This is a genomic window from Vibrio sp. 10N.222.55.C7 (genome assembly GCF_041473335.1).
In the GTDB taxonomy this organism is placed as follows: Bacteria; Pseudomonadota; Gammaproteobacteria; order Enterobacterales; family Vibrionaceae; genus Vibrio; species Vibrio crassostreae_C.
The window spans coordinates 1-23,726 of record NZ_JBFRSC010000028.1 but is presented as its reverse complement, the minus strand read 5'-3'; the positions used below and the strand labels follow the sequence as shown (position 1 = coordinate 23,726).

At 44.9% G+C, this 23,726-nt stretch carries 20 protein-coding genes and 1 tRNA gene; 15 read left to right on the top strand and 6 right to left on the bottom strand.

The window, feature by feature from the left end; all coding sequences use genetic code 11:
• Positions 1-44: 44 nt before the first annotated feature.
• The gene (rnd, locus tag AB4482_RS10220; RefSeq protein ID WP_102433594.1) at positions 45-1,163 is read left to right on the top strand and encodes a ribonuclease D; all 1,119 of its coding nucleotides are present in this window, start codon (positions 45-47) and stop codon (positions 1,161-1,163) included.
• A 113-nt stretch (positions 1,164-1,276) separates the two neighbouring features.
• Here rnd and minE read toward each other — a convergent pair whose 3' ends face one another.
• From minE to minC, 3 genes are read right to left on the bottom strand one after another with little or no spacing between them, the layout of a single operon-like run.
• The gene (minE, locus tag AB4482_RS10215; RefSeq protein WP_004737949.1) at positions 1,277-1,540 is read right to left on the bottom strand and encodes a cell division topological specificity factor MinE; all 264 of its coding nucleotides are present in this window, start codon (positions 1,538-1,540) and stop codon (positions 1,277-1,279) included.
• A 6-nt stretch (positions 1,541-1,546) separates the two neighbouring features.
• Positions 1,547-2,359, bottom strand: a complete 813-nt coding sequence (gene minD, locus AB4482_RS10210; RefSeq protein ID WP_009848498.1) for a septum site-determining protein MinD — start codon at positions 2,357-2,359, stop codon at positions 1,547-1,549.
• 21 nt (positions 2,360-2,380) lie between these two features.
• The gene (minC, locus tag AB4482_RS10205; protein WP_057622321.1) at positions 2,381-3,043 is read right to left on the bottom strand and encodes a septum site-determining protein MinC; all 663 of its coding nucleotides are present in this window, start codon (positions 3,041-3,043) and stop codon (positions 2,381-2,383) included.
• A 219-nt stretch (positions 3,044-3,262) separates the two neighbouring features.
• On the opposite strand from minC, the gene AB4482_RS10200 reads away from it, so the two are divergent.
• From AB4482_RS10200 to AB4482_RS10180, 5 genes are all read left to right on the top strand, one after another.
• On the top strand, positions 3,263-3,553 hold the full coding sequence (locus AB4482_RS10200; RefSeq protein ID WP_017079488.1) for a YcgL domain-containing protein: 291 nt from the start codon (positions 3,263-3,265) through the stop codon (positions 3,551-3,553).
• A 30-nt stretch (positions 3,554-3,583) separates the two neighbouring features.
• On the top strand, positions 3,584-4,582 hold the full coding sequence (locus AB4482_RS10195) for a lytic transglycosylase domain-containing protein (protein WP_372180895.1): 999 nt from the start codon (positions 3,584-3,586) through the stop codon (positions 4,580-4,582).
• 135 nt (positions 4,583-4,717) lie between these two features.
• Positions 4,718-5,638, top strand: a complete 921-nt coding sequence (locus AB4482_RS10190) for a LysR family transcriptional regulator (protein ID WP_017063421.1) — start codon at positions 4,718-4,720, stop codon at positions 5,636-5,638.
• Positions 5,639-5,843: 205 nt separating this feature from the next.
• Positions 5,844-7,043, top strand: a complete 1,200-nt coding sequence (locus AB4482_RS10185; RefSeq protein ID WP_048610444.1) for a NupC/NupG family nucleoside CNT transporter — start codon at positions 5,844-5,846, stop codon at positions 7,041-7,043.
• Between the two features lie 164 nt (positions 7,044-7,207).
• The gene (locus AB4482_RS10180; protein WP_372180894.1) at positions 7,208-9,022 is read left to right on the top strand and encodes a cation:proton antiporter; all 1,815 of its coding nucleotides are present in this window, start codon (positions 7,208-7,210) and stop codon (positions 9,020-9,022) included.
• 125 nt (positions 9,023-9,147) lie between these two features.
• On the opposite strand, the gene folD is transcribed toward AB4482_RS10180, so the two are convergent.
• Positions 9,148-10,005, bottom strand: coding sequence for a bifunctional methylenetetrahydrofolate dehydrogenase/methenyltetrahydrofolate cyclohydrolase FolD (gene folD / locus AB4482_RS10175; protein WP_017062367.1), 858 nt, complete (start codon positions 10,003-10,005; stop codon positions 9,148-9,150).
• Between the two features lie 211 nt (positions 10,006-10,216).
• Between folD and AB4482_RS10170 the strand changes: the two genes are divergently transcribed.
• Both AB4482_RS10170 and aroC read left to right on the top strand, forming a co-directional pair.
• Positions 10,217-10,293, top strand: a tRNA-Arg gene (locus AB4482_RS10170).
• Between the two features lie 269 nt (positions 10,294-10,562).
• Positions 10,563-11,648 carry a chorismate synthase gene (aroC, locus tag AB4482_RS10165; protein ID WP_017062360.1) on the top strand — a complete coding sequence of 362 codons (1,086 nt, stop codon included), beginning with the start codon at positions 10,563-10,565 and terminating at the stop codon, positions 11,646-11,648.
• Between the two features lie 150 nt (positions 11,649-11,798).
• Here aroC and AB4482_RS10160 read toward each other — a convergent pair whose 3' ends face one another.
• Positions 11,799-12,422 (bottom strand): trimeric intracellular cation channel family protein, encoded by a 624-nt coding sequence (locus AB4482_RS10160; RefSeq protein WP_004734183.1) that lies wholly within the window; start codon positions 12,420-12,422, stop codon positions 11,799-11,801.
• Positions 12,423-12,721: 299 nt separating this feature from the next.
• Between AB4482_RS10160 and AB4482_RS10155 the strand changes: the two genes are divergently transcribed.
• The 3 genes from AB4482_RS10155 (at position 12,722) to AB4482_RS10145 (ending at position 14,223) form a co-directional block, all read left to right on the top strand.
• Entirely contained in the window at positions 12,722-13,252 is a 531-nt protein-coding gene (locus AB4482_RS10155) for an elongation factor P hydroxylase (RefSeq protein WP_017070305.1), read from the top strand.
• Positions 13,253-13,261: 9 nt separating this feature from the next.
• Positions 13,262-13,525: a YfcL family protein gene (locus tag AB4482_RS10150; protein WP_017063425.1), complete on the top strand. Its 264-nt coding sequence runs from the start codon at positions 13,262-13,264 to the stop codon at positions 13,523-13,525.
• A 176-nt stretch (positions 13,526-13,701) separates the two neighbouring features.
• Positions 13,702-14,223, top strand: coding sequence for an NADPH-dependent FMN reductase (locus AB4482_RS10145; RefSeq protein WP_017070306.1), 522 nt, complete (start codon positions 13,702-13,704; stop codon positions 14,221-14,223).
• A gap of 150 nt (positions 14,224-14,373) precedes the next feature.
• Here the strand turns inward: AB4482_RS10145 and mnmC are convergent, their stop codons facing one another.
• The gene (gene mnmC / locus AB4482_RS10140) at positions 14,374-16,452 is read right to left on the bottom strand and encodes a bifunctional tRNA (5-methylaminomethyl-2-thiouridine)(34)-methyltransferase MnmD/FAD-dependent 5-carboxymethylaminomethyl-2-thiouridine(34) oxidoreductase MnmC (RefSeq protein WP_206360671.1); all 2,079 of its coding nucleotides are present in this window, start codon (positions 16,450-16,452) and stop codon (positions 14,374-14,376) included.
• A gap of 128 nt (positions 16,453-16,580) precedes the next feature.
• On the opposite strand from mnmC, the gene fabB reads away from it, so the two are divergent.
• The 4 genes from fabB to AB4482_RS10120 all read left to right on the top strand — a co-directional run.
• Positions 16,581-17,807: a beta-ketoacyl-ACP synthase I gene (fabB, locus tag AB4482_RS10135; protein WP_017070308.1), complete on the top strand. Its 1,227-nt coding sequence runs from the start codon at positions 16,581-16,583 to the stop codon at positions 17,805-17,807.
• Positions 17,808-18,292: 485 nt separating this feature from the next.
• Positions 18,293-19,426, top strand: coding sequence for a 4-phosphoerythronate dehydrogenase (locus AB4482_RS10130; RefSeq protein ID WP_017062351.1), 1,134 nt, complete (start codon positions 18,293-18,295; stop codon positions 19,424-19,426).
• A gap of 12 nt (positions 19,427-19,438) precedes the next feature.
• Positions 19,439-20,452, top strand: a complete 1,014-nt coding sequence (locus AB4482_RS10125; RefSeq protein ID WP_017062350.1) for an aspartate-semialdehyde dehydrogenase — start codon at positions 19,439-19,441, stop codon at positions 20,450-20,452.
• 207 nt (positions 20,453-20,659) lie between these two features.
• The coding region (locus AB4482_RS10120) for a FimV/HubP family polar landmark protein (RefSeq protein ID WP_372180892.1) at positions 20,660-23,726 on the top strand (3,067 nt) is incomplete at its 3' end.

Below are 23,726 nucleotides of genomic sequence, written 5' to 3'. Positions count from 1 at the left end.
CATTTTTGTATCCGGCGATCAAATAGAAACCAGTGAGAGTTTTTGTGGATTATCAAATCATTACCCAATTGAAAGACCTTGAGCGAGTTTGCCAACAAGCACGTGAAGCCGATGTCGTTATGCTTGATACGGAGTTCGTTCGTACAAGAACCTATTACCCTCAATTAGGCTTGATTCAGTTATTTGATGGTGAAACGCTGTCACTGATTGACCCTATTGCTCTTGGTGAAATGACACCATTTGTTGGATTGTTGAAAGATGCTTCTGTTCTGAAAGTACTGCACGCTTGCGGTGAAGATTTGGAAGTGTTCCAGAACGCATTCGGTTGTACGCCAACTCCAATGGTCGACACACAGATCATGGCGGCTTTCTTGGGTCATGGTTTATCAACAGGCTTTGCTGCTCTGGTTTCAGAGTTTGTCGGTGTCGATCTCGATAAGAGTGAATCTCGCACTGACTGGCTAGCGCGTCCGCTTTCTCAAAAGCAATTGGACTACGCGGCGGCAGATGTGCATTACCTGATGCCAATGTACAACAAGCTTCTTGAAAAAGTGATGGAAGCTGGCTGGTGGGAAGCGGCTCAACAAGAGTCTGATTTACAAGTTGCCAAGCGCATCCGTAAAGTAAACCCAGATACTGCCTACCTTGATATTAAAGGGGCATGGCAGCTTAAACCTAAGCAGCTAGCGATCTTACGACCTCTAGCAACTTGGCGTCTAAAAGAAGCAATCAAGCGCGATTTAGCGCTGAACTTTGTCTTCAAAGAACAAGACCTATGGGCTGTGGCTCGTTTCGCGATGAAAGATCCTAAGCACATGGAGCAAGAAGGTTTTGATTACCGCTCTGTACGCCGCCATGGTGCGAAGATTAGCTCAATCGTTAAGTTGGCGGAACACACGCCTGAAGAAGAGTACCCAGCACCAGTAGAACGTTTAATGGACTTCCCTGGCTACAAGCAACTTTTCAAAGTGCTGAAAGATGAAGTGAAAACAGCATCACAGCACAGCGGTTTGGCTACGGAATTCTTAGCATCTAAGAAGCAACTTAACCAAGTGTTAAGCTGGGTGTGGAAGCACGATCGTAACCCAGAAAAACTGCCTGATGTTATGCAAGGCTGGCGTTTAGATCTGGTTGGCGAAAAGCTGAATAAAGCGATTAAGTAACCTGTTCTTGTTCTAAGAGTTAGCCAGTTACAGATATAAAATGCAGACACAAAAAAGAGAGCCTAGGCTCTCTTTTTTATTTAATCTGCTGACTACTTACAAGATAACGAAGATCACTTATCGTCTTCTGGTAGCTTAACATTCAGCTCTAATACTGAGATGTCGTCATCTTTGTGTTCGAACGTCAGATCAACCATTGATGGATCTACCTCAACGTACTTTGCAATACACTTCAAGATGTCTTCTTTCAGTTGCGGTAAGTACGATGGAGCAGGGTCGTCATGACTGCGGCGCTCAGCAACAATGATCTGCAAACGCTCTTTGGCTAGGTTTGCGGTCGTCTTTTTCTGTGGTCTGAAAAACTCTAGTAATGACATTGCGTATTAGCCCCCGAACAGTCTTTTGAAGATGCCTTTCTTCTGTTCCGTTAAGAAACGGAAGTCCACTTGGCTACCTAGTAGTCGCTCTACAGTATCATTGTAAGCCATACCTGCGTCGGTTGCTTCGTCAAAGATAACTGGAACACCCTTGTTCGATGCATTCAGTACCGCTTGGCTCTCTGGAATCACGCCCAGTAGAGAGATGTGTAGGATCTCTTCAACGTCTTCAACACTTAGCATCTCACCTTGAGTTACGCGTGCTGGGTTGTAGCGAGTCAGTAGAAGGTGTGTTTTCACTGGCTCTAAGCCGTCTTCTGAACGACGAGATTTAGAGTCAAGAATACCTAGAATACGGTCTGAGTCGCGTACAGAAGAGACTTCAGGGTTAGTCGTTACAATCGCTTCATCAGCAAAGTACAACGCCATTAGAGCGCCTTGTTCGATACCCGCAGGAGAATCACAGATGATGAAATCAAAGCCCATTTCATCTAGCTCATCAAATACGCGACGAACACCGTCTTTGGTTAGTGCATCTTTATCACGAGTTTGAGAAGCAGGAAGAATGAACAGGTTCTCTGTGCGCTTGTCTTTGATCATCGCTTGGTTCAGCGTAGCTTCACCATTGATAACGTTAACGAAATCGTAAACGACACGACGCTCACAACCCATGATTAAATCTAGGTTACGCAGACCGATATCAAAGTCGATAACTGCGGTTTTCTTCCCTTTTAAAGCCAGACCTGAGGCAATAGCTGCACTAGAGGTCGTTTTGCCTACCCCGCCTTTACCTGACGTTACAACGATAATGCGTGCCATTCTGTTTTCCTTTTATTTCTCTTATATTGCGAGGACATCAACGTGTAATACATCGTTTGCCATACTGAACATGGTTTTCTTCTGCCAGTACTCGCTTTCAATTTGATCGCTGAGCCAGTAATTTCCAGCAATGGAAACCAGCTCGGCTTGTAAATCATTACAAATTATTTTTGCTTCAGTTTGACCACTTGCACCGGCAATAGCACGGCCACGTAAAGTGCCACGAATATGGATACTGCCATCGGCAATCACTTCTGCACCGGCACTTACATGGCTAAGAATTAGCAAATCACCATCTTTGGCATAAACTTGCTGACCAGAACGAATTGGGGTTCGAACCACCTTAATCGGTGCCATCTTAGCGGGAGCTTGAGATGGCGACTTGCTTGCCGTCATCACTGCAAAACCGGCTTCTTTAGCGAGGTTTTGCATTCGCTTATCAGAACAGCCTGCCACACCAACCGGGATCATGCCCGCTTGAGATATACCATTTTTAAGTTGCACAAAATCGATATCGCCCGCGACTTTACTGATGTTGATAACAACAGGTGCGGCAGCGAAAAACGTAGGTGCTTGGTCTACTTTCTCTTGAAGAAAAGAGACTGCATTTTCGACTTGATCATCGGATAAGTGCAAAACAGATAGCGTAAAGCTGCTACCTTTTAGATCTGGGTTACTAGACATCGAAAAACTACAGGACCTCAATAGCGGATTAGTACAATTTCTTTATCAATAAAATAAAGGGCATTGCCTGAAACTAGGTTTATCATGTTATATTCCCAAACCAAGCACAGCAAGTAATCTTGTTGTCAAATGGACGTTTTGTTCCCAATATTTCCCTAACATAAACTATTGATCTCGCAAGTGAGAGTTTTGTAGTCATAATCAATTAAAAGGTTTGTCATGCTGTGTTCTATATATAAAAGCTCAAAGAAAGAAGGAACATACCTTTATATCCCTAAGAAGGATGATTTTTCACAAGTTCCTGACGCATTGATGCAAATGTTTGGTAAACCTAGTTTTGTAATGGTAATTAAAATGGACGGCCGTAAACTGGCTCAAGTGAACATCGATAAAGTGAGAGAATCACTGAACACCGATGGTTTCTTTTTGCAGGTTCCGCCACCACCAGTTAACGAACTTGAGCTTCATAAAGAGCGTAAAGCTCAAAATAAAGGTCAAGACGAAGAGTGATAGCCACCTCAATTCAAGGAGGAGTGATCGTTGAGTAAATTTTCGAAAACCATATTGGCTGTGTCGGCATTACTATTGGGTAATAGCCTGACCATTGGCTCGGTTCAAGCTGAAGAGCTTAGCTTTGAGCAATATGTGGAAAAACTAAAGCAACAAGGTCGTGAAGAAGGTATTTCTGAAGCGATCATTGATGAAGCTTTTGATGGTGTGACGTTTAAGCCAAGAGCGGTAAAAGCCGACAAAAACCAACCTGAAAAGAAACTGACTCTGGATGAATACATTCCACGTGCGGTTCCTGACTGGAAAGTGAAGCAGGCGAGATCACTCTATAAGAAACACTACACAGCGTTAAAGCGTATTGGTGATGAATATGGTGTCCAACCAAGATTCATTGTCGCGCTATGGGGCGTTGAGAGTAATTTTGGTAAGTTCACGGGCAATTACAGCGTTATCGACGCCCTAACGACCATGGCTTATGAAGGACGCCGAGAAGCTTTCTTCCGTAGCGAAGCGATGGCGGCATTGAAGATTCTTGATCAAGGCCATATTGCACCAAAAGAGATGAAAGGCTCTTGGGCTGGTGCGATGGGTCAACCTCAGTTTATGCCAAGCTCATTCTTAGCTTACGCCGCTGATGGCAGTGGTGATGGCAAGAAAGACATTTGGGGCACTGAAGAAGACGTATTTGCTTCGGCGGCCAATTATCTCAGCCAATCAGGGTGGGATGACAAATATACTTGGGGTCGTCAGGTTCATGTTCCGTCAACTGTGTCGATCGATTTACAAGGTCGAGACGAAGACAAAGCGAAATACTTAAAAGAGTGGTCTGAACTCGGTATTAAACGCTATGACGATCGCCCACTGCCAACACTTGATGAAGACATTAAAGCTTGGTTAATCATGCCGGATGATGAAACCGGACGTTCGTACCTCATTTATAACAACTACAATGTGTTAATGAAGTGGAATCGTTCTTACTACTTTGCTTTGGCAGTAAGCCATCTAGCCGACAGAATTAAGTTTGATTAACAGACCTAAGTCGCTTTGAATAGCATTTGGCCTACCATAGGCAGAACGAACTAAAGGACTCTTCGGAGTCCTTTTTGATTTTATATTTCAGAGATTTAATAAGGTGATCTTGTGCTAACAGATAGAGCTGCACAGATGGTGATATTCCATGCGCTGATCAAGCACGAAGGCTTTACCAGTGCTGCAAAAAGCTTGAACGTTTCGGTGTCCCATATCAGTAAGCAAGTCGCTTTGCTTGAAGACTCTATAGGCATCAAGCTGGTGCAAAGGACAACACGAAGCTTAACGCTCACTGAAGCGGGAGACGTGTTCTATCAACATTGTGAGCAGCTGTTTAACACGGTGAAAGCAGCTCAGATGGATATGGACAGCCAGCGCGATGATATCTCTGGAATACTACGCGTCGGGTTGTCGCAGTCATTTGGCACACTCCATATCATTCCGGCGATTGATCAACTCAGACAGCTTTATCCTCAATTGAGAATCGAGGTCCACTTGTTCGACTATAAGGTGGACATGATTGAAGAGCGATTGGATCTCTGGATCACCAACAATGAAGACTTGCCTGAAGGTTACATTGCGCAGCGTTTAGCAGACAGCCAGTTTGTGGTGGCTGCGTCACCGGATTATCTGATTAAGGCCGGGACGCCACATGTACCTTCCGATTTGATTGACCATAACTGTCTTATCTATCGCAGCCGTGAACGAGATTACACATCGTGGGCGTTTGATAACGGGCAAGAAAACCTCAGCGTCAAAGTCGCGGGCGATTACTCAGTCGATTTGGCTGAGGCAGTGCGAGACGCGGCAGTATCAGGGTGGGGTGTTGCTTATTTGGCGACTTACTTAGTGAAAGAAGAGTTTAGAACGGGCAAGCTCATTCAAGTATTGCCAGAGTGGAGAGCCAGTCAGCTGATGCCATTCTATGCCGTTTACCCGAGCCGAAAGAATATGCCGAAGAAGCTTTCGGCAGTGATTGAGTTCATTAAAGATCATATCGGGTCGCCGACGTATTGGGACAAAAACCTCAAAACTTGCGTTGAACTGCATCGCTAACTGTTTCCTAATCTATAAATATAATTTCCATATGGAAAAAGTACGCTTTTTAATCAAAGTTAATTATTAAAATTCAATAACTTAATTATACTCATAGTTAAATCGTGATTACCCCAACATCACATTAACAACCTCAGCTTGCCGCAAACGATTTCCTCTATAGAATGCGTCGCCTTTCCTACCTACAACTTTTAGGTTGACGCACATGGCTTCCCTACTTGGAATTATCACTATTTTAGTTGCCGCTTGGTTACTATCTACGGACAGAAAAAATATTCCACTAAGAACAGTCTCTTTGGCTTTCTTATTACAAATCTCATTCGCGCTATTGGTTCTGTATGTACCAATGGGTAAAGAAGCGTTGAATGCAGCCACAGGTGCGGTATCTAGCTTGATCAACTACGGTCAAGAGGGGATTAACTTCCTATTTGGTGGCTTAACGAATAACGGATTTGTTTTCGCGATTAATGTTCTCGGCATCATTATCTTTTTCTCTGCACTGATTTCAGGCTTGTACCACATCGGCTTTATGCCAAAGGTGATCAACCTTATTGGTGGTGCGCTACAGAAATTCTTGGGCACAGGTCGTGCGGAATCACTGTCTGCGACTGCCAATATCTTTGTCGGCATGATTGAAGCGCCATTGGTGGTTAAACCTTACTTAAAGCACATGACGGATTCACAACTGTTTGCGGTGATGGTGTGTGGTTTGGCGTCTGTAGCTGGTGGTACGTTAGTGGGTTATGCATCGCTTGGCGTTGACCTAAACTTCCTGATCGCTGCGGCATTCATGTCTGCACCAGCCGGTCTATTGATGGCTAAAATCTTAGTACCTGGCAGCCCAGATGACGCTCAAGAAAATATTGAGTCTGACGTTGAAATTCCACGAGCAACAAACGTCGTTGAGGCAATGGCAGATGGGGCTATGTCTGGACTTCGTATTGCCGTTGCAGTGGGTGCAACACTTCTTGCCTTTATCAGTGTGATTGCAATGCTAAATGGCTTGTTAGGTATCGTTGGCGGCTGGTTTGGCGTAAACCTAAGCTTCGAACTTATCCTAGGTTATGTATTCGCACCCGTTGCATGGCTGATCGGTGTACCGTGGTCTGAGGCTGTGGTTGCAGGCTCATTGATCGGTAACAAGATTGTCGTGAACGAGTTCGTGGCTTTCATCCAGTTAATGGACGTAAAAGACGCACTGAGTGAGCATTCACAAGCGATCGTAACTTTCGCTCTATGTGGCTTTGCTAACATCTCTACCATGGCGATTCTTATCGGTGGTTTGGGCAGCTTAGTTCCAGAGCGTCGTTCTTTCATCTCACAATATGGCTTCAAAGCAATTTGTGCAGGTGTGTTTGCTAACCTAATGAGTGCTGCTATTGCTGGTGTTGTACTTTCTCTATAGTTAACTGATCATGACTTTACTCCCCCTATAGTAAAGTGACTGATTAATCACAATAATATTCGGTTAGCGTGAAAAAGAGAGCCTATAGTGTAAGAACGTAGGCTTTCTTATTTCATTGAATAGTTTGTACCACAGGGTGTGGTGCAAACCTTTTAGGGGCACAAATGGATTTGTCGATTACTTCTTCTTTGGCGTTAATTGGACTCTTGTCTTTAGCTTGTCAGCAGCTCGGCTGGCGTTTACGTCTTCCCGCTATTCTTCCTTTGCTTATCGTTGGCCTGCTATTAGGTCCCGGTCTAAAGATCCTTAATCCTGATGCCATTTTTGGTGGTGTACTGTTCCCGTTGATTTCATTAGGGGTCGCCATCATTCTGTTTGAAGGTGCATTGACTCTTAATTTCAAAGAAATCAGAGGCCATGGCCGCATGGTGACTCACTTAGTGAGTTTCGGCATGTTGATTACATGGGCGTGCATCGTGGTGGGGGCTTATTATTTTGTCGATTTCAGTTGGCCATTGGCGGCGTTGTTTGCTGCATTAGTCGTGGTGACTGGCCCAACGGTGATTGTTCCCATGCTGCGCAGCATTCAACCCAAATCTTCGCTAGGCAGTATCTTGCGCTGGGAAGGGATAGTGATTGACCCGATTGGCGCTCTGTTTGCCGTTCTCGTTTACGAATACATTGTCTCTTCAGCCGATCCTACAAGCCATGTTCTGTCAGCTCTGGGCCTGACGTTAGTCATAGGTTTAGGCTTAGGGATCATCGGTGGCCATTTGATTGCCAAGATGCTGCAAGGGCATTGGGTACCGCACTATTTACGTAATGTGGCTGTGCTGACGCTAATGTTGGCGGCGTTCTCGTTTTCTAATGATCTGAGTGAAGAATCGGGTTTATTAACCGTGACCATCATGGGGATCTGGCTTGCCAACGTGAAGGGCTTGGACATCGAAGACATCATCGAATTCAAAGAAACCCTGACCGTGTTACTTATTTCTGCGTTGTTTATTCTGTTAGCCAGTCGACTCGATTCGGGGGCTTTCCTTTCGATAGGTTGGGGCGGTATTGGGTTGCTAGCGGTGGTTATGTTGGTGGCTCGCCCGTTAAGCGTGTGGATCAGCGGGATCGGTACGGATCTTAATTCGGCGGATAAATGGTTTTTGAGTTGGATGGCACCTCGCGGGATCGTAGCAGCCGCGGTTTCTTCTCTGTTTGCGATAAAACTGCAAGAGAAGCAATTGATTGACGGGGCAGATTTACTGGTGCCAATGGTGTTTTTGGTCATCATTGGTACGGTTGTGATTCAGAGCTTAACCGCGAGCTGGTGGGCGAGAAGGCTAGGGGTCACTCAAGAGAAAGCGCAAGGGGTTATCTTCTTTGGCGCCACTCACTTTGCAAGACAATTTGCCAAGGTGCTAGCCACACACAACATCAACAGTGTGCTTGCTGATACTAACTGGGAAAGCATTCGCTTAGCTCGTATGGATAACTTGAATGTTTACTTTGGTAACCCAGCTTCAAGCCACGCGGAAAACAATTTGGAACTCGATGGGATAGGGCGTGCGATGATCGTCTCGCCTTATCGTCAAACCAACCCGTTAGTCAGCATGCATTACCAAGACGAGTTTGGTGCCAATAAGGTGTTTGAGCTTGAATCGTCAGAGACTAAGCATGAAAGACATCAAGTGAGCCGCAATGGCAATCGAAGTCTGTTCTCGGAAGGGATTACCTATTCTAAGCTTAACTCACTGATGGCTCAGGGTAGCCAAATTAAAAGTACAGGTTTGACCGAGGCATTTGATTTAAAAGAGTTTAATGCTTTGTATCCTAAAGCCATTCCTCTTGGGGTGATCACTGGCGGTGATTTCCGTTTAATGACACAAGGATCTGAGTTGGAAAAACTTATATCAACGGAGTGTGAGCTTATTAGTTTATTACCGCCTTCTGAACAGACGGAAAAAGTTGAGAGTCCAGATAAGTAGCAACGAGCGCTTCATCAAAAGCGAGTCACCCCGTTTTAAAAACGAATAGCTAAGTACCAAAGCATCAAAAAAGCCGCAACGTTCATCACGTTGCGGCTTTCTAATTTATTTATATGCGCTGCGGACTATTTCGAGTGAAATTGCTCACAAGCGATCATGGTGTTCTCGATTAGGCTCGCCACCGTCATTGGGCCAACACCACCCGGCACAGGTGTGATGAAGCTTGCGCTTTCTTTCGCTACGTCGTATTCAACGTCACCCACTAGTTTGCCAGATTCCAAACGGTTGATACCCACATCGACCACAACAGCGCCTTTCTTAATCCAAGCGCCAGGAATGAAGTTAGGTTTACCAACGGCAACTACAACAACGTCTGCTTGACGCACGTGACCTTCAAGGTCTTTGGTGAAGCGGTGACATGTTGTCGTCGTACAACCTGCTAGAAGAAGCTCTAGCGTCATTGGGCGACCTACGATGTTTGATGCGCCAACCACAACCGCGTGCTTACCACGTAAGTCGATGTTGTAACGGTCAAGCAGCGTGATGATGCCTTTTGGCGTGCAAGAGCGAAGCTTAGGCATGCGCTGAGCCAAACGGCCGACATTGTAGGGGTGGAAGCCATCAACGTCTTTTTCTGGCGTGATACGCTCAAGAACGTGAGTGCTATCAATGCCTGCTGGTAGAGGCAGTTGAACAAGAATACCGTCGATCTCTGGATCGTCGTTCAGTTGGTCTACAAGTGTTAACAATTCGTCTTCTGTCGCAGTGGCTGGCAAGTCGTAAGATTTAGATACGAAGCCAACTTCTTCACACGCTTTACGCTTACTTCCAACGTAAACCTGAGAAGCAGGGTCTTCACCCACTAAAACAACCGCTAGGCCCGGAGCGCGTAATCCAGCTTCAGTACGAGCTTTTACACGTGCAGCAACTTCGGAGCGAACCGTTTGAGAAATTAGCTTTCCATCAATATTTTGAGCAGTCATGAATTTCCTTAGTATTGATATTCAAGTTAGTGGCTGATGTTTTTGGCGCATTATTCCAGAAAATCTTTTTGATTACCATCAAGCAAACGTTTGCTTTGCTCTATTTTCCAACACTTATATGTTTGTTGGCCTTTTTTTACCCACTTAGATCAGAATGTTACATAAAGCCGTTGCTTTACTGATTCGAATTCGTATAATTCGTTCCTGTAGCGCGCCCTTAGCTCAGCTGGATAGAGCACCTCCCTTCTAAGGAGGTGGTCGAAGGTTCGAATCCTTCAGGGCGTGCCATTATTTAAAGAAACCCGATAACTCTCCGAGTTGTCGGGTTTTTTGCATTTTACATATCATAAAACACTTCTTTTCAAGCGCGACTCATTTTCTTCTGTTATTCGTTTCATTCGGCTTATGTAATAGAAAGTTAAAATTGTTCGTTTTTTGGGGTTTACATCATTTGGTAATAAAGCCACTATGAATTCACGAAGAATAGACAAGTAAAGCTATTAGCCAGTCGGTTTAGGAATCAAACCTTCTGCTCAATAGCTGATTTAGAGGAAGCAATGGCAGGAAACAGTATCGGACAACACTTTCGAGTGACCACATTCGGAGAGAGTCACGGTATCGCACTAGGATGTATCGTAGATGGGTGCCCACCAGGATTAGAAATTACCGAAGCAGACCTTCAAAGAGATTTGGATCGTCGTCGCCCTGGTACTTCTCGCTATACAACGGCTCGTCGTGAAGCGGATGAAGTGAAAATCTTATCAGGTGTATTTGAAGGCCAAACTACGGGTACTTCTATTGGTCTATTGATTGAAAATACAGACCAACGCTCTAAAGACTATTCCGAAATTAAAGACAAGTTCCGCCCTGGCCACGCTGACTATACGTACCATCAAAAGTACGGTGTGCGTGATTACCGAGGTGGTGGTCGTTCTTCAGCTCGTGAAACTGCAATGCGTGTTGCTGCAGGTGCAATTGCGAAGAAATACCTAAAACAAGAATTTGGTGTTGAAATCCAAGCTTACCTTTCTCAAATGGGTGATATCTCAATTGATAAAGTGGATTGGAACGAGATTGAAAACAACGCTTTCTTCTGTCCAGATGCCGACAAAGTACCAGAATTTGATCAACTGATTCGTGACTTGCTAAAAGAAGGCAACTCGATCGGTGCGAAGATTCAAGTGGTTGCGACTAAAGTGCCAGTAGGCCTTGGTGAGCCAATCTTTGATCGTCTAGATGCTGACATCGCGCACGCTCTAATGAGCATTAACGCTGTGAAAGGTGTTGAGATTGGTGATGGCTTCGATGTTGTTAATCAACGCGGTAGTGAACACCGTGACCCATTAACTCCAGAAGGTTTCAGCAGCAATCATGCTGGCGGTATCTTAGGTGGTATCTCTACTGGTCAAGATATTGTGGCAAGCATTGCGCTTAAACCAACATCAAGCATCACTGTACCTGGTGACACAATCACGAAAGATGGTGAAGCAACGCAGCTAATCACGAAAGGTCGTCACGATCCATGTGTTGGCATCCGTGCGGTACCTATTGCAGAAGCAATGCTGGCTATCGTGCTGCTTGACCACTTGCTACGTCATCGTGGTCAAAACTTTGGTGTGACAACTGAAACACCACAAATCTAATTCTGCTTCTTTTTATTTAGAATAGAATTGGTAGAAACAAAAAAGGGTTGCTTCGTAATGAAGTAACCCTTTTTCACATTAGCAGGATTATTCGTCCGGTTAGCGACTATCGTCATTAAAGACAGCTAGCAGCTTAAGGCTCTTAATCCATTAATGCACTGAACTTTCAGGATCAAGCTGGAACGAAGGTAAACGCCACTTGAATCGCACGGCCGCCATGCGCAGCAAGTAACCAACTACAAGCGTCACAATTGTCGCCGTTACGTCGTTGATGCCAAGCTCAAGCAAACCTAGGTATAAACCTGAAGCGACAAGTGCGACAGACGCGTATAGCTCTTCATGCAACACTAACGGTGTTTGACGACAGATAAGATCGCGCAGCAAACCACCAAACACGCCAGTTACCAAGGCAGACACCATGCAGATCATTGGGTGAAGACCCATAGTCATCGCTACCTTAGTGCCAATGATACTGAACACGATAAGCCCTAGAGCATCTAAACGAATGAACAAGCCCTTTAGCTTGATTACCCATTTAGCCAGTCCTGTTGTGATAACACCGGCGATACAGGTGATCGCTAGATACTGCGGGTTTTCAACCCAACCTAAAGGGTAATGACCGAGTAAGATATCGCGTACTGTACCGCCGCCAATTGCCGTTGCACTCGCAACCAACATTACACCAAACCAATCCATTTTTTGTTTGCCAGCACTGAGAGCGCCGGTCATGGCTTCTGCCGTGATGCCAATGATATACAAAACACTTAGTAGCATTGCTGTAGCTCTATAATATAGGTCTATAAATTGGAGTCTTATAGGCCATAGGGATATAAAAATGAAGCGCGAGTGTAGTAGTAAAAATGCTGATTGACGAATGAATATTTGTACCGTGAATGGCCTTTTCAGATTAGCTAAACTAATCATTCACCTCAAAGTAGTGTAATCTGGGATCAGCAATCGATTGTCACGGTAAAGTATTGGGGGCAACCCAATGCCATTGCTCGTGATAGGGCTTTACCGAGCGCTGAAAAAAACGCAAAATGTCCCCGTTCTTTTCACTTAAATTTGATTTTATGACGCACCAATACCCAGACATCATCGATATTTTCAATCAAACCTTTTTCGATAGCTACAATACCAAGCTCGAACTGGGTGCAGACGAGCCTATTTACCTGCCAGCCGATGAACAGATTTCTCATCACCGTATCGTATTTGCTCGTGGCTTTTACGCCTCTGCACTCCATGAGATCGCACACTGGTGCGTTGCTGGGCCTGAGCGTCGTTTACTGGAAGATTTTGGCTATTGGTATGAACCTGACGGTCGAACGGAATCGGTTCAAGCTGAGTTTGAAAAAGTAGAAATTCGCCCACAAGCGTATGAATGGATCATTGCGATGAGCGCAGGCTTTCCTTTTAATGTCAGCTGTGACAATCTACACGGCGATTTTGAGCCAGATCGTTTGGCCTTTATGAATAAAGTACATAGCGAAGTTATGGGTATCTTTGAAGTAGGCTTTCCGCCTCGCGTGAAAATGCTCTCTGAAGCATTACGCAGCTTCTACGATGTAGAACCTTTATGTGCTAGCCAATTTATTGTGAAATAAGAGAATATTATGATTATCGAATTTGAAGAAAAACTACTTGAAGTAATTGATGCTCGCATTGAAAACGCATCAGACGATGAACTGTTTGCTGGTGGTTACTTACGTGGTCATATTTCTCTTTCAGTGGCTTCATGTGAAGAAGAAGGCATTGAAGATGTGGCTGAAGTAAAAGCTCGTATTGAACAGAGCCTAGACGACGCTCGCTCTGAACTAACACCAGCAGACCGCACTATCGTTAATGACCTTTGGGTTGAGCTACAAAACCAAGCTTAATCTCGATGTATTAATACTATCCGCTCAGTCCCTTCCTTTCCCATTTTGCTGAGCGAACTGGTTTATTTGAGACTCGTTCGAAATTTTTGAATGAGTCCGTTCATTTCTTGTGATGGTTACATTTTCTTACTACGTTATTCTAATCCCACTTAACGGAATTACAGAAAGGTCACATCATGAAAGTTATCGCATTTGGCGCAAGCACAAGTTCTACCTCAATCAACAAAACACTAGCAACTTACGCAGCAAACTTGATTGAAGGTGCTGAAGTAAAAGTCCTAGACATCAACGATTACAATGTTCCTATGTTCAGTGAAGACACTGAAAAAGAGATTGGCCAAGCGGAAGGTGCTCAAGCATTCCTACGCGACCTAGCTGAAGCTGATGCGTTTGTTATCTCGTTCGCAGAACACAATGGTCACTACCCAGCAGCGTATAAAAACCTATTTGACTGGGCGACACGTATTGAGCGTTCAGTGTTTGGCGAGAAGCCGGCGGTTTACCTAGCGACTTCACCGGGCCCTGGTGGCGCACAAACGGTACTTGGTGCAGCGACAGGTTCTGCACCTTACTTCGGTGGCAACGTGCAAGCGTCAGTTTCAGTACCAAGCTTCTACGATAACTTTGATTTTGAGTCGGGCTCTATCAGCAACGAAGAGATTGCTCTACAGATTAAAGACGCGGTTGCTAAGCTGTAAATACTGCTCCATTTAGAACATCAGTTTAGATCAACACGAATAACAAAAAGCCCGAGCGACTTAACTTAGTCACGTAGGGCTTTTTAGCTTTTAACTTATTAGTTTCAGATATTCAGAAATTTCAGATGTTCAAAATAGCTGAACTAGAAACTACGGCTTTGATTTAGAATGTTTGTCAGCAACCCATCCAGCCGTTAATGCCTTACCTTTACGCAGTCTGCGTACCCACATTCGACTTGGGTGAATCGCCTCAAGCACATCAACAGGCAAGGGCAGCGGATCGCCACAGATCTGTGATGCTAATACTTCAGCCAATAATGGTGCAGAGCTCAAACCACGTGAACCCAGTCCGATAAAGCAATAAAGGTTAGGGAAGCTTGTTACCGTTTCTACATCCTCAACCGAGTCACGCTGCGGGTTGAAGTTGTGGAGATCTTGGTACTGCTCCTTAATGGCTTCAAAGTCACCAACGTTTCCGACAAACGGAAGGTGGTCACGGCTTACGCTTCGGATACCTTGGCGCGCTAAGTTGTCACTGGTATCGACATCTTTTGTCCATGCTTGGTCTGGTAGTGACCCATGTAGGCGCTCGCCATTGTGCTGCTGAACCTCAATATCAAATTCTTGGTCGATATTGGTTTTGTCGTAGTTCGCACCAATACAGTGATGACCATTGTTGGGGTTCTGTGGCGTCAAATAGCCATCAAAGCACAACACGGTTTTTAGCTGGCTGAGATTTTCCGTGGTCGGAATATGGCTCACTTGGCCTTTAACCGGAGTCAGTGGTACTGGCTGAGTTTGTTCAAACTGAGTGAACTTGTGTCCGTTTGCGACAACTACTTGGTCGTGCTTGGTTTGAATCTCACCTTGAGGTGTATCCATCGTCAGTATCCATTGTTGTTCAGCTTCGAGCCACTCAAGTTGCGTTACTTGATGTTGATAGTGCGCGCTTACTTGGTTGTTCTCTTCTAACTTGCTAATCAAGCCTTGAGTCAGTTGCAGAGGGCTTAGCCAACCACCCAGCGGAAAGTAAACACTCTCTTTATCGACGGGTAAGCCAATCTTTTCGTTGGCTTGCTCTGGCGATAAACGCTGAATCAGGTCGGTGTGGAAGTTGCCTTCCAACATGCGGTTGAGCTTTTTAGTGGAGCCTTGATCCCACATCAAGATGTTCACGCCACACCAACTGTGATCAAATTGAATAGACTGAGCCGCTTGATTAATAAATTGACGAGCAAACAGTAATCCCGGGCCAAACACGCGAGACACGTTCGAGGTCGCTTCGCTTAATAGCGGGTAAATCGCACCTTGGTTGTTACCTGAGGCATTGCCCGCAGCTTGTGGATGTTCACAATAAAGGGTGATGTTTTTACCACGACGGCTTAGCGTTTTGGCTAATGCAGCACTGGCGACACCACCACCAATGATCGCAATGTCTTGGGATTCAGTGTGTTGAGCGAGGCCATACCAAGGTTTGATGTTGGTGTGAGCGTGCTTTTCGCCAAGTCGGCCGGCGATCATTTCTCGCTTAGTACCAAAGCCTTTGACCTTTTTCATTTCAAAGCCAGCTTCAATTAAGCCACGGCGAACAAAGCCAGCAGCGGTGAAGGTGGCGCAGCTACAATCTTGCTTAGCGAGCTTAGCCATGCCGTTGAATAGGTTTTGATTCCACATCTCTGGGTTCTTGCTCGGAGCAAAACCGTCTAAGAACCAAGCATCAACCAAACCTTCACGCGGGGTTGGTACGTTGGGCATGCAATCTTTAATATCGCCAAACCACAAATCAAGCGTGATTGCACCGTCGCCCAGCACAATGCGGTGACATTCAGGTAGAGCAATAGGGTAGTGTTCTTGGAGTTGCGTCGCATACTCGGCTAATTCTGGCCACGATTGGTGTGCTTTGATGAGATCCTCTTTATTTAAAGGATATTTTTCAAAACTGATGAAATGTAACTCTTTGGTCATCGCTTGTGGGTTATCTTTAAGAAAAGCATCGAACCATTGCCAAACTGCAAGAAAGTTCAAACCTGTGCCAAAGCCGGTTTCAGCAATCACAAAGCGGCGTTGTTCATGTTCAAGCCAACGCTCTGGAAGGTGGTTTTGCTTTAAAAAGACGTAGCGAGTTTCTTCTAAACCGTTAACATTGGAGAAGTAAACGTCGTCAAATTGGTCTGAAACTGGCGTGCCAGACTCATTCCATTCCAGTTCTGCATTAGTAATTGAAGTCATAAAATCTATCATTTTGTGATTTGAAGCGATATGTTGGTAGGGATTGTACGAATTTCTAGGAAAGCTGACCACTTTTGTTAGGCTTCTTAGTTATCATCTAGCTGAATTTAGAATTATAGGAATGTCACATGAAACGAGTCGTAATCACCGGTATGGGTATTGTTTCAAGTATCGGTAACAACGTCGAAGAAGTTTTAGCATCACTGAAAGAGGGTAAATCTGGTATTACCGCTTCAGAGCAGTTCAAGGAAAATGGCTTGCGCTCTCAAGTATGGGGTAACCTAAAAATGAACCCTGCTGACCATATCGATCGCAAAAAAATGCGCTTTATGGGTGATGCAGCGGCATTCGCTTATCTTTCAATGGAGCAAGCAATTGCTGATTCTGGCTTAACTGAAGATCAAGTATCTAATGACCGCACGGGTATCGTTGCGGGTTCAGGTGGTGCTTCATCTCTAAACCAAGTAAACGCGGTAGACATCATCCGTGAGAAAGGCGTGAAGCGCGTTGGTCCATACATGGTTCCACGTACAATGGCTTCTACGGTTTCTGCTTGTCTAGCAACTCCTTTCAAAATCCGTGGTGTGAACTACTCTATGAGCTCTGCATGTGCGACATCTGCACACTGTATTGGTCACGCAATGGAGCTTATCCAACTTGGTAAGCAAGACGTTGTATTCGCTGGTGGCGGTGAAGAACTGGATTGGTCTCTGACTATGATGTTCGACGCAATGGGCGCACTTTCTACTAAGTACAACGACACGCCAGAGCTGGCTTCTCGTACCTACGATGCAGACCGTGATGGTTTCGTTATCTCTGGTGGCGGCGGCATGTTAGTTATCGAAGAGCTTGAGCACGCTGTTGCTCGTGGCGCAAAAATCTACGGTGAAATCGTAGGCTACGGCGCAACTTCAGATGGCTACGACATGGTTGCTCCTTCTGGTGAAGGTGCGGTTCGTTGTATGAAGATGGCGATGCAAAACGTTGATGGCGTTGATTACGTGAACACTCACGGTACTTCAACTCCAGTTGGTGACGTTAAAGAACTTGGCGCTATCCAAGAAGTTTTCTCTCAAGGCAATGGCGGTGGCAACAGCCCAGCAATTTCTGCAACTAAAGCGATGACAGGTCACGCTCTAGGTGCTGCTGGCGTACACGAAGCTATTTACTCAACGCTAATGCTAGATAACGGCTTTATTGCTCCAAGCATTAACGTTTCTAACCTAGACGAAGCTGCTGCTGGCCTAGACATCGTAACTGAAGCTCGTGATCAAGAGCTAACTACAGTTATGTCTAACAGTTTTGGTTTCGGCGGTACGAACGCAACGCTAGTAATCAAAAAGTACCAAGCTTAACTTAAGCTTGAGTTACAGAGACAAGGTTAATCGTTAAAGGGTTGCGCTAGTGCCGATTCAACACGCACAGGTCACCCAGTAATAATGACCATCAGAACAAAGTTTTTAGACGCAGGTTGGTAAACGTGTTTTTTGAACATAGTTTTTAAATCTGGGTTTAGAGATTGAAAGGTTTCCAGAGCTTGACCAGTACTGACTTTGGTTAGTACTGGTTGAACAGACGCAAGACTCTGTCTCCTGGAGAGCGAGATAGGATCCTTTTGTTCTGGATGTTTGCCCGATTGTTTATTCAATCGGGCATTTTTCGTTTTAGCCGTTTGATCTTGGGTGTTCACTCTGGTTTCGGTTCTTGTCTGCCAAGGTTAGGTGATTCAGCCCTTTATTTATAATGTATTCCAATTGCTACTCGACACCGTGTGTGGAATTTTGCACAATCATTTCAATTCACATTTAGGTCGATAGACCCCAACAAAAGTACTCGCCAAATGAAAATCTTAATCGACGAAAATATGCCTTACGCTGAAGCGCTTTTTAGCCAGCTAGGGGAAGTGACAATGAAGTCTGGTCGCACATTAACAGCTGACGACCTAGTTGACGTAGACGCATTGATGATTCGCTCTGTTACCAAGGTAAACGAGTCATTGATCAGCAAAGCCAATAAGCTGAAGTTTGTTGGTACTGCGACGGCTGGCATGGATCACGTTGACCAAGAGTTGATGAAAGAGCGTGGCATTTTCTTTACTGCGGCACCTGGTTGTAACAAGGTGGGTGTTGCTGAGTACGCGTTCAGTGCGATGATGGTGCTTGCGCAGCAACAAGGCTTTTCTGTTTTTGATAAAACGGTTGGTATTATCGGCTGTGGTCAAGTGGGCAGTTACTTAGCGAAGTGCCTTGAAGGTATTGGTATCAAAGTTCTGCTGAACGACCCTCTAAAACAGCAAGAGGGTGATACGCGCGAATTTACTGAGTTAGAGACTTTGCTTGAACAATCAGACGTTATTACATTACACACGCCAATCACTAAGACGGGTGAGTATCCAACGCATCACTTGATCAGTGAGCAAGTGCTGAACAACTTACGTGCTGATCAAATCCTGATTAATGCAGCTCGCGGTCCTGTGGTTGATAACCAAGCGCTAAAAGCTCGCCTGCAAAAAGCCGATGGTTTCACTGCAGTGCTTGATGTGTTTGAGTTTGAACCTGAAGTCGACTTTGAGCTTCTTCCGTTACTCGCTTTTGCAACGCCTCACGTAGCGGGCTACGGTTTAGAAGGTAAAGCGCGTGGTACCACGATGATCTTCAACAGTTATTGTGAATTTTTAGGTACTGAACAGCGTGCGTATGCAAGCGACTTATTGCCGACAGCGCCTGTACCTCAAATGAAATTAGATAGAGCTTGGGATGAAGCAACACTGCACAATTTGACTCAGTTGATCTATGATGTGCGCAAAGACGACGCCTTATTCCGTCGCAATATCGTTACGCCGGGTTCTTTTGACAAGATGCGTAAAGAATATTGGGACCGCAGAGAGTACAGTGCAGTCGAGTTAACGGGCGACGAATCTTGTAATTTAACGCCGTTATCTAAACTCGGTTTTATGGTAAAGCCAACTTTATAAAAGAGAGAAACAATGAGCCAAGAATTTAATATTGCTATTTTAGGTGCGACTGGTGCGGTTGGTGAAACCATTCTTGAAGTACTTAAAGAGCGTAAATTCCCTGTCGGTGAAATGCACTTACTAGCAAGTGAACGTAGTGAAGGCAAAACTTCCCGTTTTAACGGCAAAACAATACAAGTACAAAACGTAGAAGACTTCGATTGGTCTCAAGTACATATTGCGTTTTTCTCTGCAGGTAGCGAGCTTTCAGAGCGTTGGGCTCCAATTGCGGCTGATGAAGGTGTGGTTGTCATCGATAACACATCACGCTTCCGTTACGAATACGATGTTCCTCTGGTTGTGCCTGAAGTGAACCCTGAAGCGATTGCTGAGTTCCGTAACCGTAACATCATCGCGAACCCTAACTGCTCGACTATCCAAATGGTAGTAGCGCTAAAACCAATTCACGATGAAGTGGGCCTTGAGCGTATTAACGTTTCAACTTACCAATCTGTGTCTGGTGCAGGTAAGCCAGGTATCGATGAGCTAGCGGGTCAAACGGCTAAGCTTCTTAACGGTATGCCAGCTGAAAACTCAGCGTTCTCACAACAAATCGCTTTCAACTGTATTCCTCAAATCGATGAATTTACAGAGAACGGCTACACGCGTGAAGAGATGAAGATGGTTTGGGAAACTCAAAAAATCTTTGCTGACTCTTCAATCACAGTGAACCCGACTTGTGTCCGCGTACCAGTATTTTACGGTCACGCAGAATCTCTACACATTGAAACTCGCGCACCAATCGGTGCAGAGCAAGTGGTTCAGCTTCTAGAGAACACAGAAGGTGTTGAAGTATTCCAAGCGTTAGACTTCCCAACTCAAGTTCGTGATGCAGGTGGTAAAGACCACGTAATGGTTGGTCGTATTCGTAACGACATCAGCCATCACAGTGGCGTAAACATGTGGGTTGTCGCTGATAACGTTCGTAAAGGCGCAGCAACAAACGCAGTTCAAATCGCTGAAGTTCTGATTCGCGATTACTTCTAAGCTTTATTGCTTTGATAAAAAAGCCTCACTCTTTAGTGGGGCTTTTTTAATCGATTAAAAATATTGTTAGTCAAATTGTGTGAAATTGCTGCGAATATTGTTGCTGCAACACATTTTTTGTTTTCATCTCTATAGTTTTACGTCATTTATCCGATATATTTAATAGATCATCACTTTTCCGAATTTAAGCACCTAGCTGAGCCTTTTATGTTTCAAATTTTCAAGCCGTGGTTAATGCCTTTTGCCTTTATCATTGCGACTCAGATTTCCGTTGTTCGTGCAGATTCCATTCGAGTTGTAGGGCCTAATGGCCAGATACAATCAGCGCCTACGTTTTCAGAACCACTTCAAAGAGCGCAATCAAATAGCGCTGAGCCTTCACGTTTCTATGGTCCAACTCGCGGCTCAGAAACATTGTGGTCTATTGCCTCAAAGTTACGCCCTGATAACTCCGTTTCAGTCCAACAAACTCTGTTGGCTATTTATCGCTTAAACCCACAAGCGTTTGAAAACCAGAATATCCATAGCCTGCTGCCTGCGAGCAATCTACGCGTGCCTTCTTTAGAGCAAGCACGTGCAAGCTCGACGCAGCAAGCTATCAACATCATGAACTCACATCTTGCTAAGCTTGATGCTCCTGCAAGTAAGCCTGTCGCTTCAAAACCCAAAGCGCCGAGTTCTGATGCAAAAAATGTTACTCCTGCTAAGCAAGTAAGCACTACTGAAACTGCTAAAAAGCCATTGTCTCCAACTCAATCATCTCTAGCTCAATCTGCACCAACCCAAGAGATGAACAAGTTAGAGAAGCAGCTAGAGCTTTCAGAAACTGAACTGCTGTCACTTGAAGAGAAAAATCACCAACTTCGTTTGATGTTATCGAATGTTCAATCGGAAGTGGATGAGCTAAAAACAGAGCTCAGTGATGAAGACCGCATTCGTAGCGAAGTGGAAAAGCTGCTTGATGAAGAGCGCAGAAAGAACGCCGAAATTGAAAAGATGGCACCAAGTGTCATGGACGAACTGTTATCGAATGGTTGGTTAGTGGCGGCTCTTGCGATTATTCCAGGTCTGCTCATTGGTTTGATCGTTGTGATGCTGTTAGGCCGTCGTTCTAAAAATGATGAGCAACAGCAGACGACTCAAGAACAACCGCTCCAGCCAGAACCAAGTACCGTTGCACCTATTACATTGGGCGACGAGATGGACGACCTTAACGAGCTGTCTTTAGATGATGACTTGTTTGGTACGGAAGATGACGCCAACAAGCTGTTTGACGATCAAGCGCTAGCCGAAGAGGATGATGTCTTTGCTGGTTTAGATGAATCTGATCTCGATTTCAATCTAGATGGTGAAGACGATGACCCATTTGCTAGCATTGGCGAAAACGGTGATTTAGACACCAACTTCGACGATCTAGATTTAGACAGCAGCAACGGCATTAGTGTTAATGGCGAAGAGAAAGCGCTTGGCCTTGAAGAGATGGAACGTGCGCTAGACAAAACAGCGGAAAGCGCCGTCGATACTGATGATGTCGACTTTGATCTTTCTGATGATAACGCAATGTCTGCTGATGACATTGAAGCTTTACTATCTCAAGAGTCTGAAACTGAAGATCTCGGTTCCAACGAGCTAGACCAATCTTTATTAGATGATCTGTTTGCTCTTGATGACGAAGATGACGACAGCTTCGATATTGATGCTCTGATTTCGGAAGAGCAAAGTGATTCGCCTTCTAGGACTGAAACACCAGCAAGCGATGATTTTGACATCGATGCGCTTATCTCTGAGCAACAAAGTGAGACTAAGCCTGTTGATTTGAGCAATGACGATTTTGATATTGATGCTCTAATCTCTGAACAACAGTCCCCTGAGCCAGCTTCACCGACAGCGAATGATGATATTGATGACATCTTTGCCCAAGTTGCTGCTCAGAACGATCAAGCGAATGACCCTTTCAACCTCGATAGCGACGATGAGATTGCCACTAACCTAAACAGTGGTTTGGCGTCTGATGATGATATCGAAAACATTCTGTCTCAGTTCGATAAGCCCATCGTAAATGAAGAACCTCAAGACAGCGTTGATCTGCTTGATGAGCAACTGGCAGGCGATGACGTAGACCTAAGTAACTCGACAGACCTTCTTGATGAGATGCTAGGGGACGATTCGGATGATGAGTCTGAAAGCGAACCTCTTGGCTTTGATTCTCTGTCTGAGCTTGAAGAGCTTTCTGGTTTATCGACCGATGATGACCTCAACATCGCAGAAGACAGCACGGAAACCTTGGATGAATTAATAGGTGACTCTGACGAGGATGATTTCGAACTCGACGCCGAAAGTACCGACTTATTGGATGATTTCCTTGATAGTGAATTGTCAGATGATGAGCTTTTAGCGGATGCATCAAAATCAGAATCTCTAGACCCATTTGATGACTTACTGACAAGTGGCATTGAAGACGAGCTTGAATCTGAAGATAAGACGTTTGATAAAGAGTTAGACGCAGCCTTTGGTTTGGACAACGCCAATGAGGAGCCTGAAACGGACTCAGACGTTGAGCTTACTCCGTTAACCTCTGAAGGTGAGCCTGAGCAAGATCCGGACATTAGTGAAACACCACAACCTGAAGTCGTTACTGATGAATCGTTAGATTCTGAAATGACTCAAGAAAGTTCTGACATTAAGCCAGAAAATGATGAAGCCTTTAATCGTGATGGTTTTATCGATGATTTGTTCGGTGTCGCACCGGCAACGGATGCTTTGCTTGATGACTCGCTAGAAACAACAGACGAAGCGTTGATTGATGAGTTAATGACTTCTGATGACAATGATTTGTTGCCAGCAATAGAAGAGCCTGTTGAACCATCAATTGACAATACGGTTGAACCAGAGCAAGCGTCTCTTTTAGACAGCGACGAAGTATCAGCGCAAGAAACCGCATCATCGGTTGAAGATGATGAACTGGATATCGACTCGCTGTTATCTGAGAATTCTGATTTTGACAAACCAGATTTTGAAGAGCGAGTTAAAGAAGAAACCGCACAACAAGAACCAGAGCCGAAAGAAGCCGACGTACAAGAGCAAGCTTCGCCATCGTCTTTGAACGATATCTCTGAAGATGAAGAAGAAACGGTTGAAGACTGGTTAGCTGAAGCCATCGACGATGTAGAGTCGCCAGCGAACATTGACTCTGATTTTGACTTTGAACCGAAAATCCAAGGTAGCGATCAGCTTGAAGATGTCGTTGAATCCTTGCCAGAGCCAGAGCCAGAGC

Bases quoted from the DNA above. Each gene is read 5' to 3' on its own strand.
- AB4482_RS10145 (WP_017070306.1), top strand. From the start codon at position 13,702: ATGAAAGTTATCGCATTTGGCGCAAGCACAAGTTCTACCTCAATCAAC.
- AB4482_RS10180 (WP_372180894.1), top strand. From the start codon at position 7,208: ATGGATTTGTCGATTACTTCTTCTTTGGCGTTAATTGGACTCTTGTCT.
- AB4482_RS10150 (WP_017063425.1), top strand. From the start codon at position 13,262: ATGATTATCGAATTTGAAGAAAAACTACTTGAAGTAATTGATGCTCGC.
- AB4482_RS10160 (WP_004734183.1), bottom strand. From the start codon at position 12,422: ATGCTACTAAGTGTTTTGTATATCATTGGCATCACGGCAGAAGCCATG.
- AB4482_RS10185 (WP_048610444.1), top strand. From the start codon at position 5,844: ATGGCTTCCCTACTTGGAATTATCACTATTTTAGTTGCCGCTTGGTTA.
- AB4482_RS10130 (WP_017062351.1), top strand. From the start codon at position 18,293: ATGAAAATCTTAATCGACGAAAATATGCCTTACGCTGAAGCGCTTTTT.
- AB4482_RS10155 (WP_017070305.1), top strand. From the start codon at position 12,722: ATGACGCACCAATACCCAGACATCATCGATATTTTCAATCAAACCTTT.
- aroC (WP_017062360.1), top strand. From the start codon at position 10,563: ATGGCAGGAAACAGTATCGGACAACACTTTCGAGTGACCACATTCGGA.
- AB4482_RS10125 (WP_017062350.1), top strand. From the start codon at position 19,439: ATGAGCCAAGAATTTAATATTGCTATTTTAGGTGCGACTGGTGCGGTT.
- minE (WP_004737949.1), bottom strand. From the start codon at position 1,540: ATGTCATTACTAGAGTTTTTCAGACCACAGAAAAAGACGACCGCAAAC.
- AB4482_RS10190 (WP_017063421.1), top strand. From the start codon at position 4,718: ATGGTGATATTCCATGCGCTGATCAAGCACGAAGGCTTTACCAGTGCT.
- folD (WP_017062367.1), bottom strand. From the start codon at position 10,005: ATGACTGCTCAAAATATTGATGGAAAGCTAATTTCTCAAACGGTTCGC.
- mnmC (WP_206360671.1), bottom strand. From the start codon at position 16,452: ATGACTTCAATTACTAATGCAGAACTGGAATGGAATGAGTCTGGCACG.
- AB4482_RS10200 (WP_017079488.1), top strand. From the start codon at position 3,263: ATGCTGTGTTCTATATATAAAAGCTCAAAGAAAGAAGGAACATACCTT.
- minC (WP_057622321.1), bottom strand. From the start codon at position 3,043: ATGTCTAGTAACCCAGATCTAAAAGGTAGCAGCTTTACGCTATCTGTT.
- minD (WP_009848498.1), bottom strand. From the start codon at position 2,359: ATGGCACGCATTATCGTTGTAACGTCAGGTAAAGGCGGGGTAGGCAAA.
- fabB (WP_017070308.1), top strand. From the start codon at position 16,581: ATGAAACGAGTCGTAATCACCGGTATGGGTATTGTTTCAAGTATCGGT.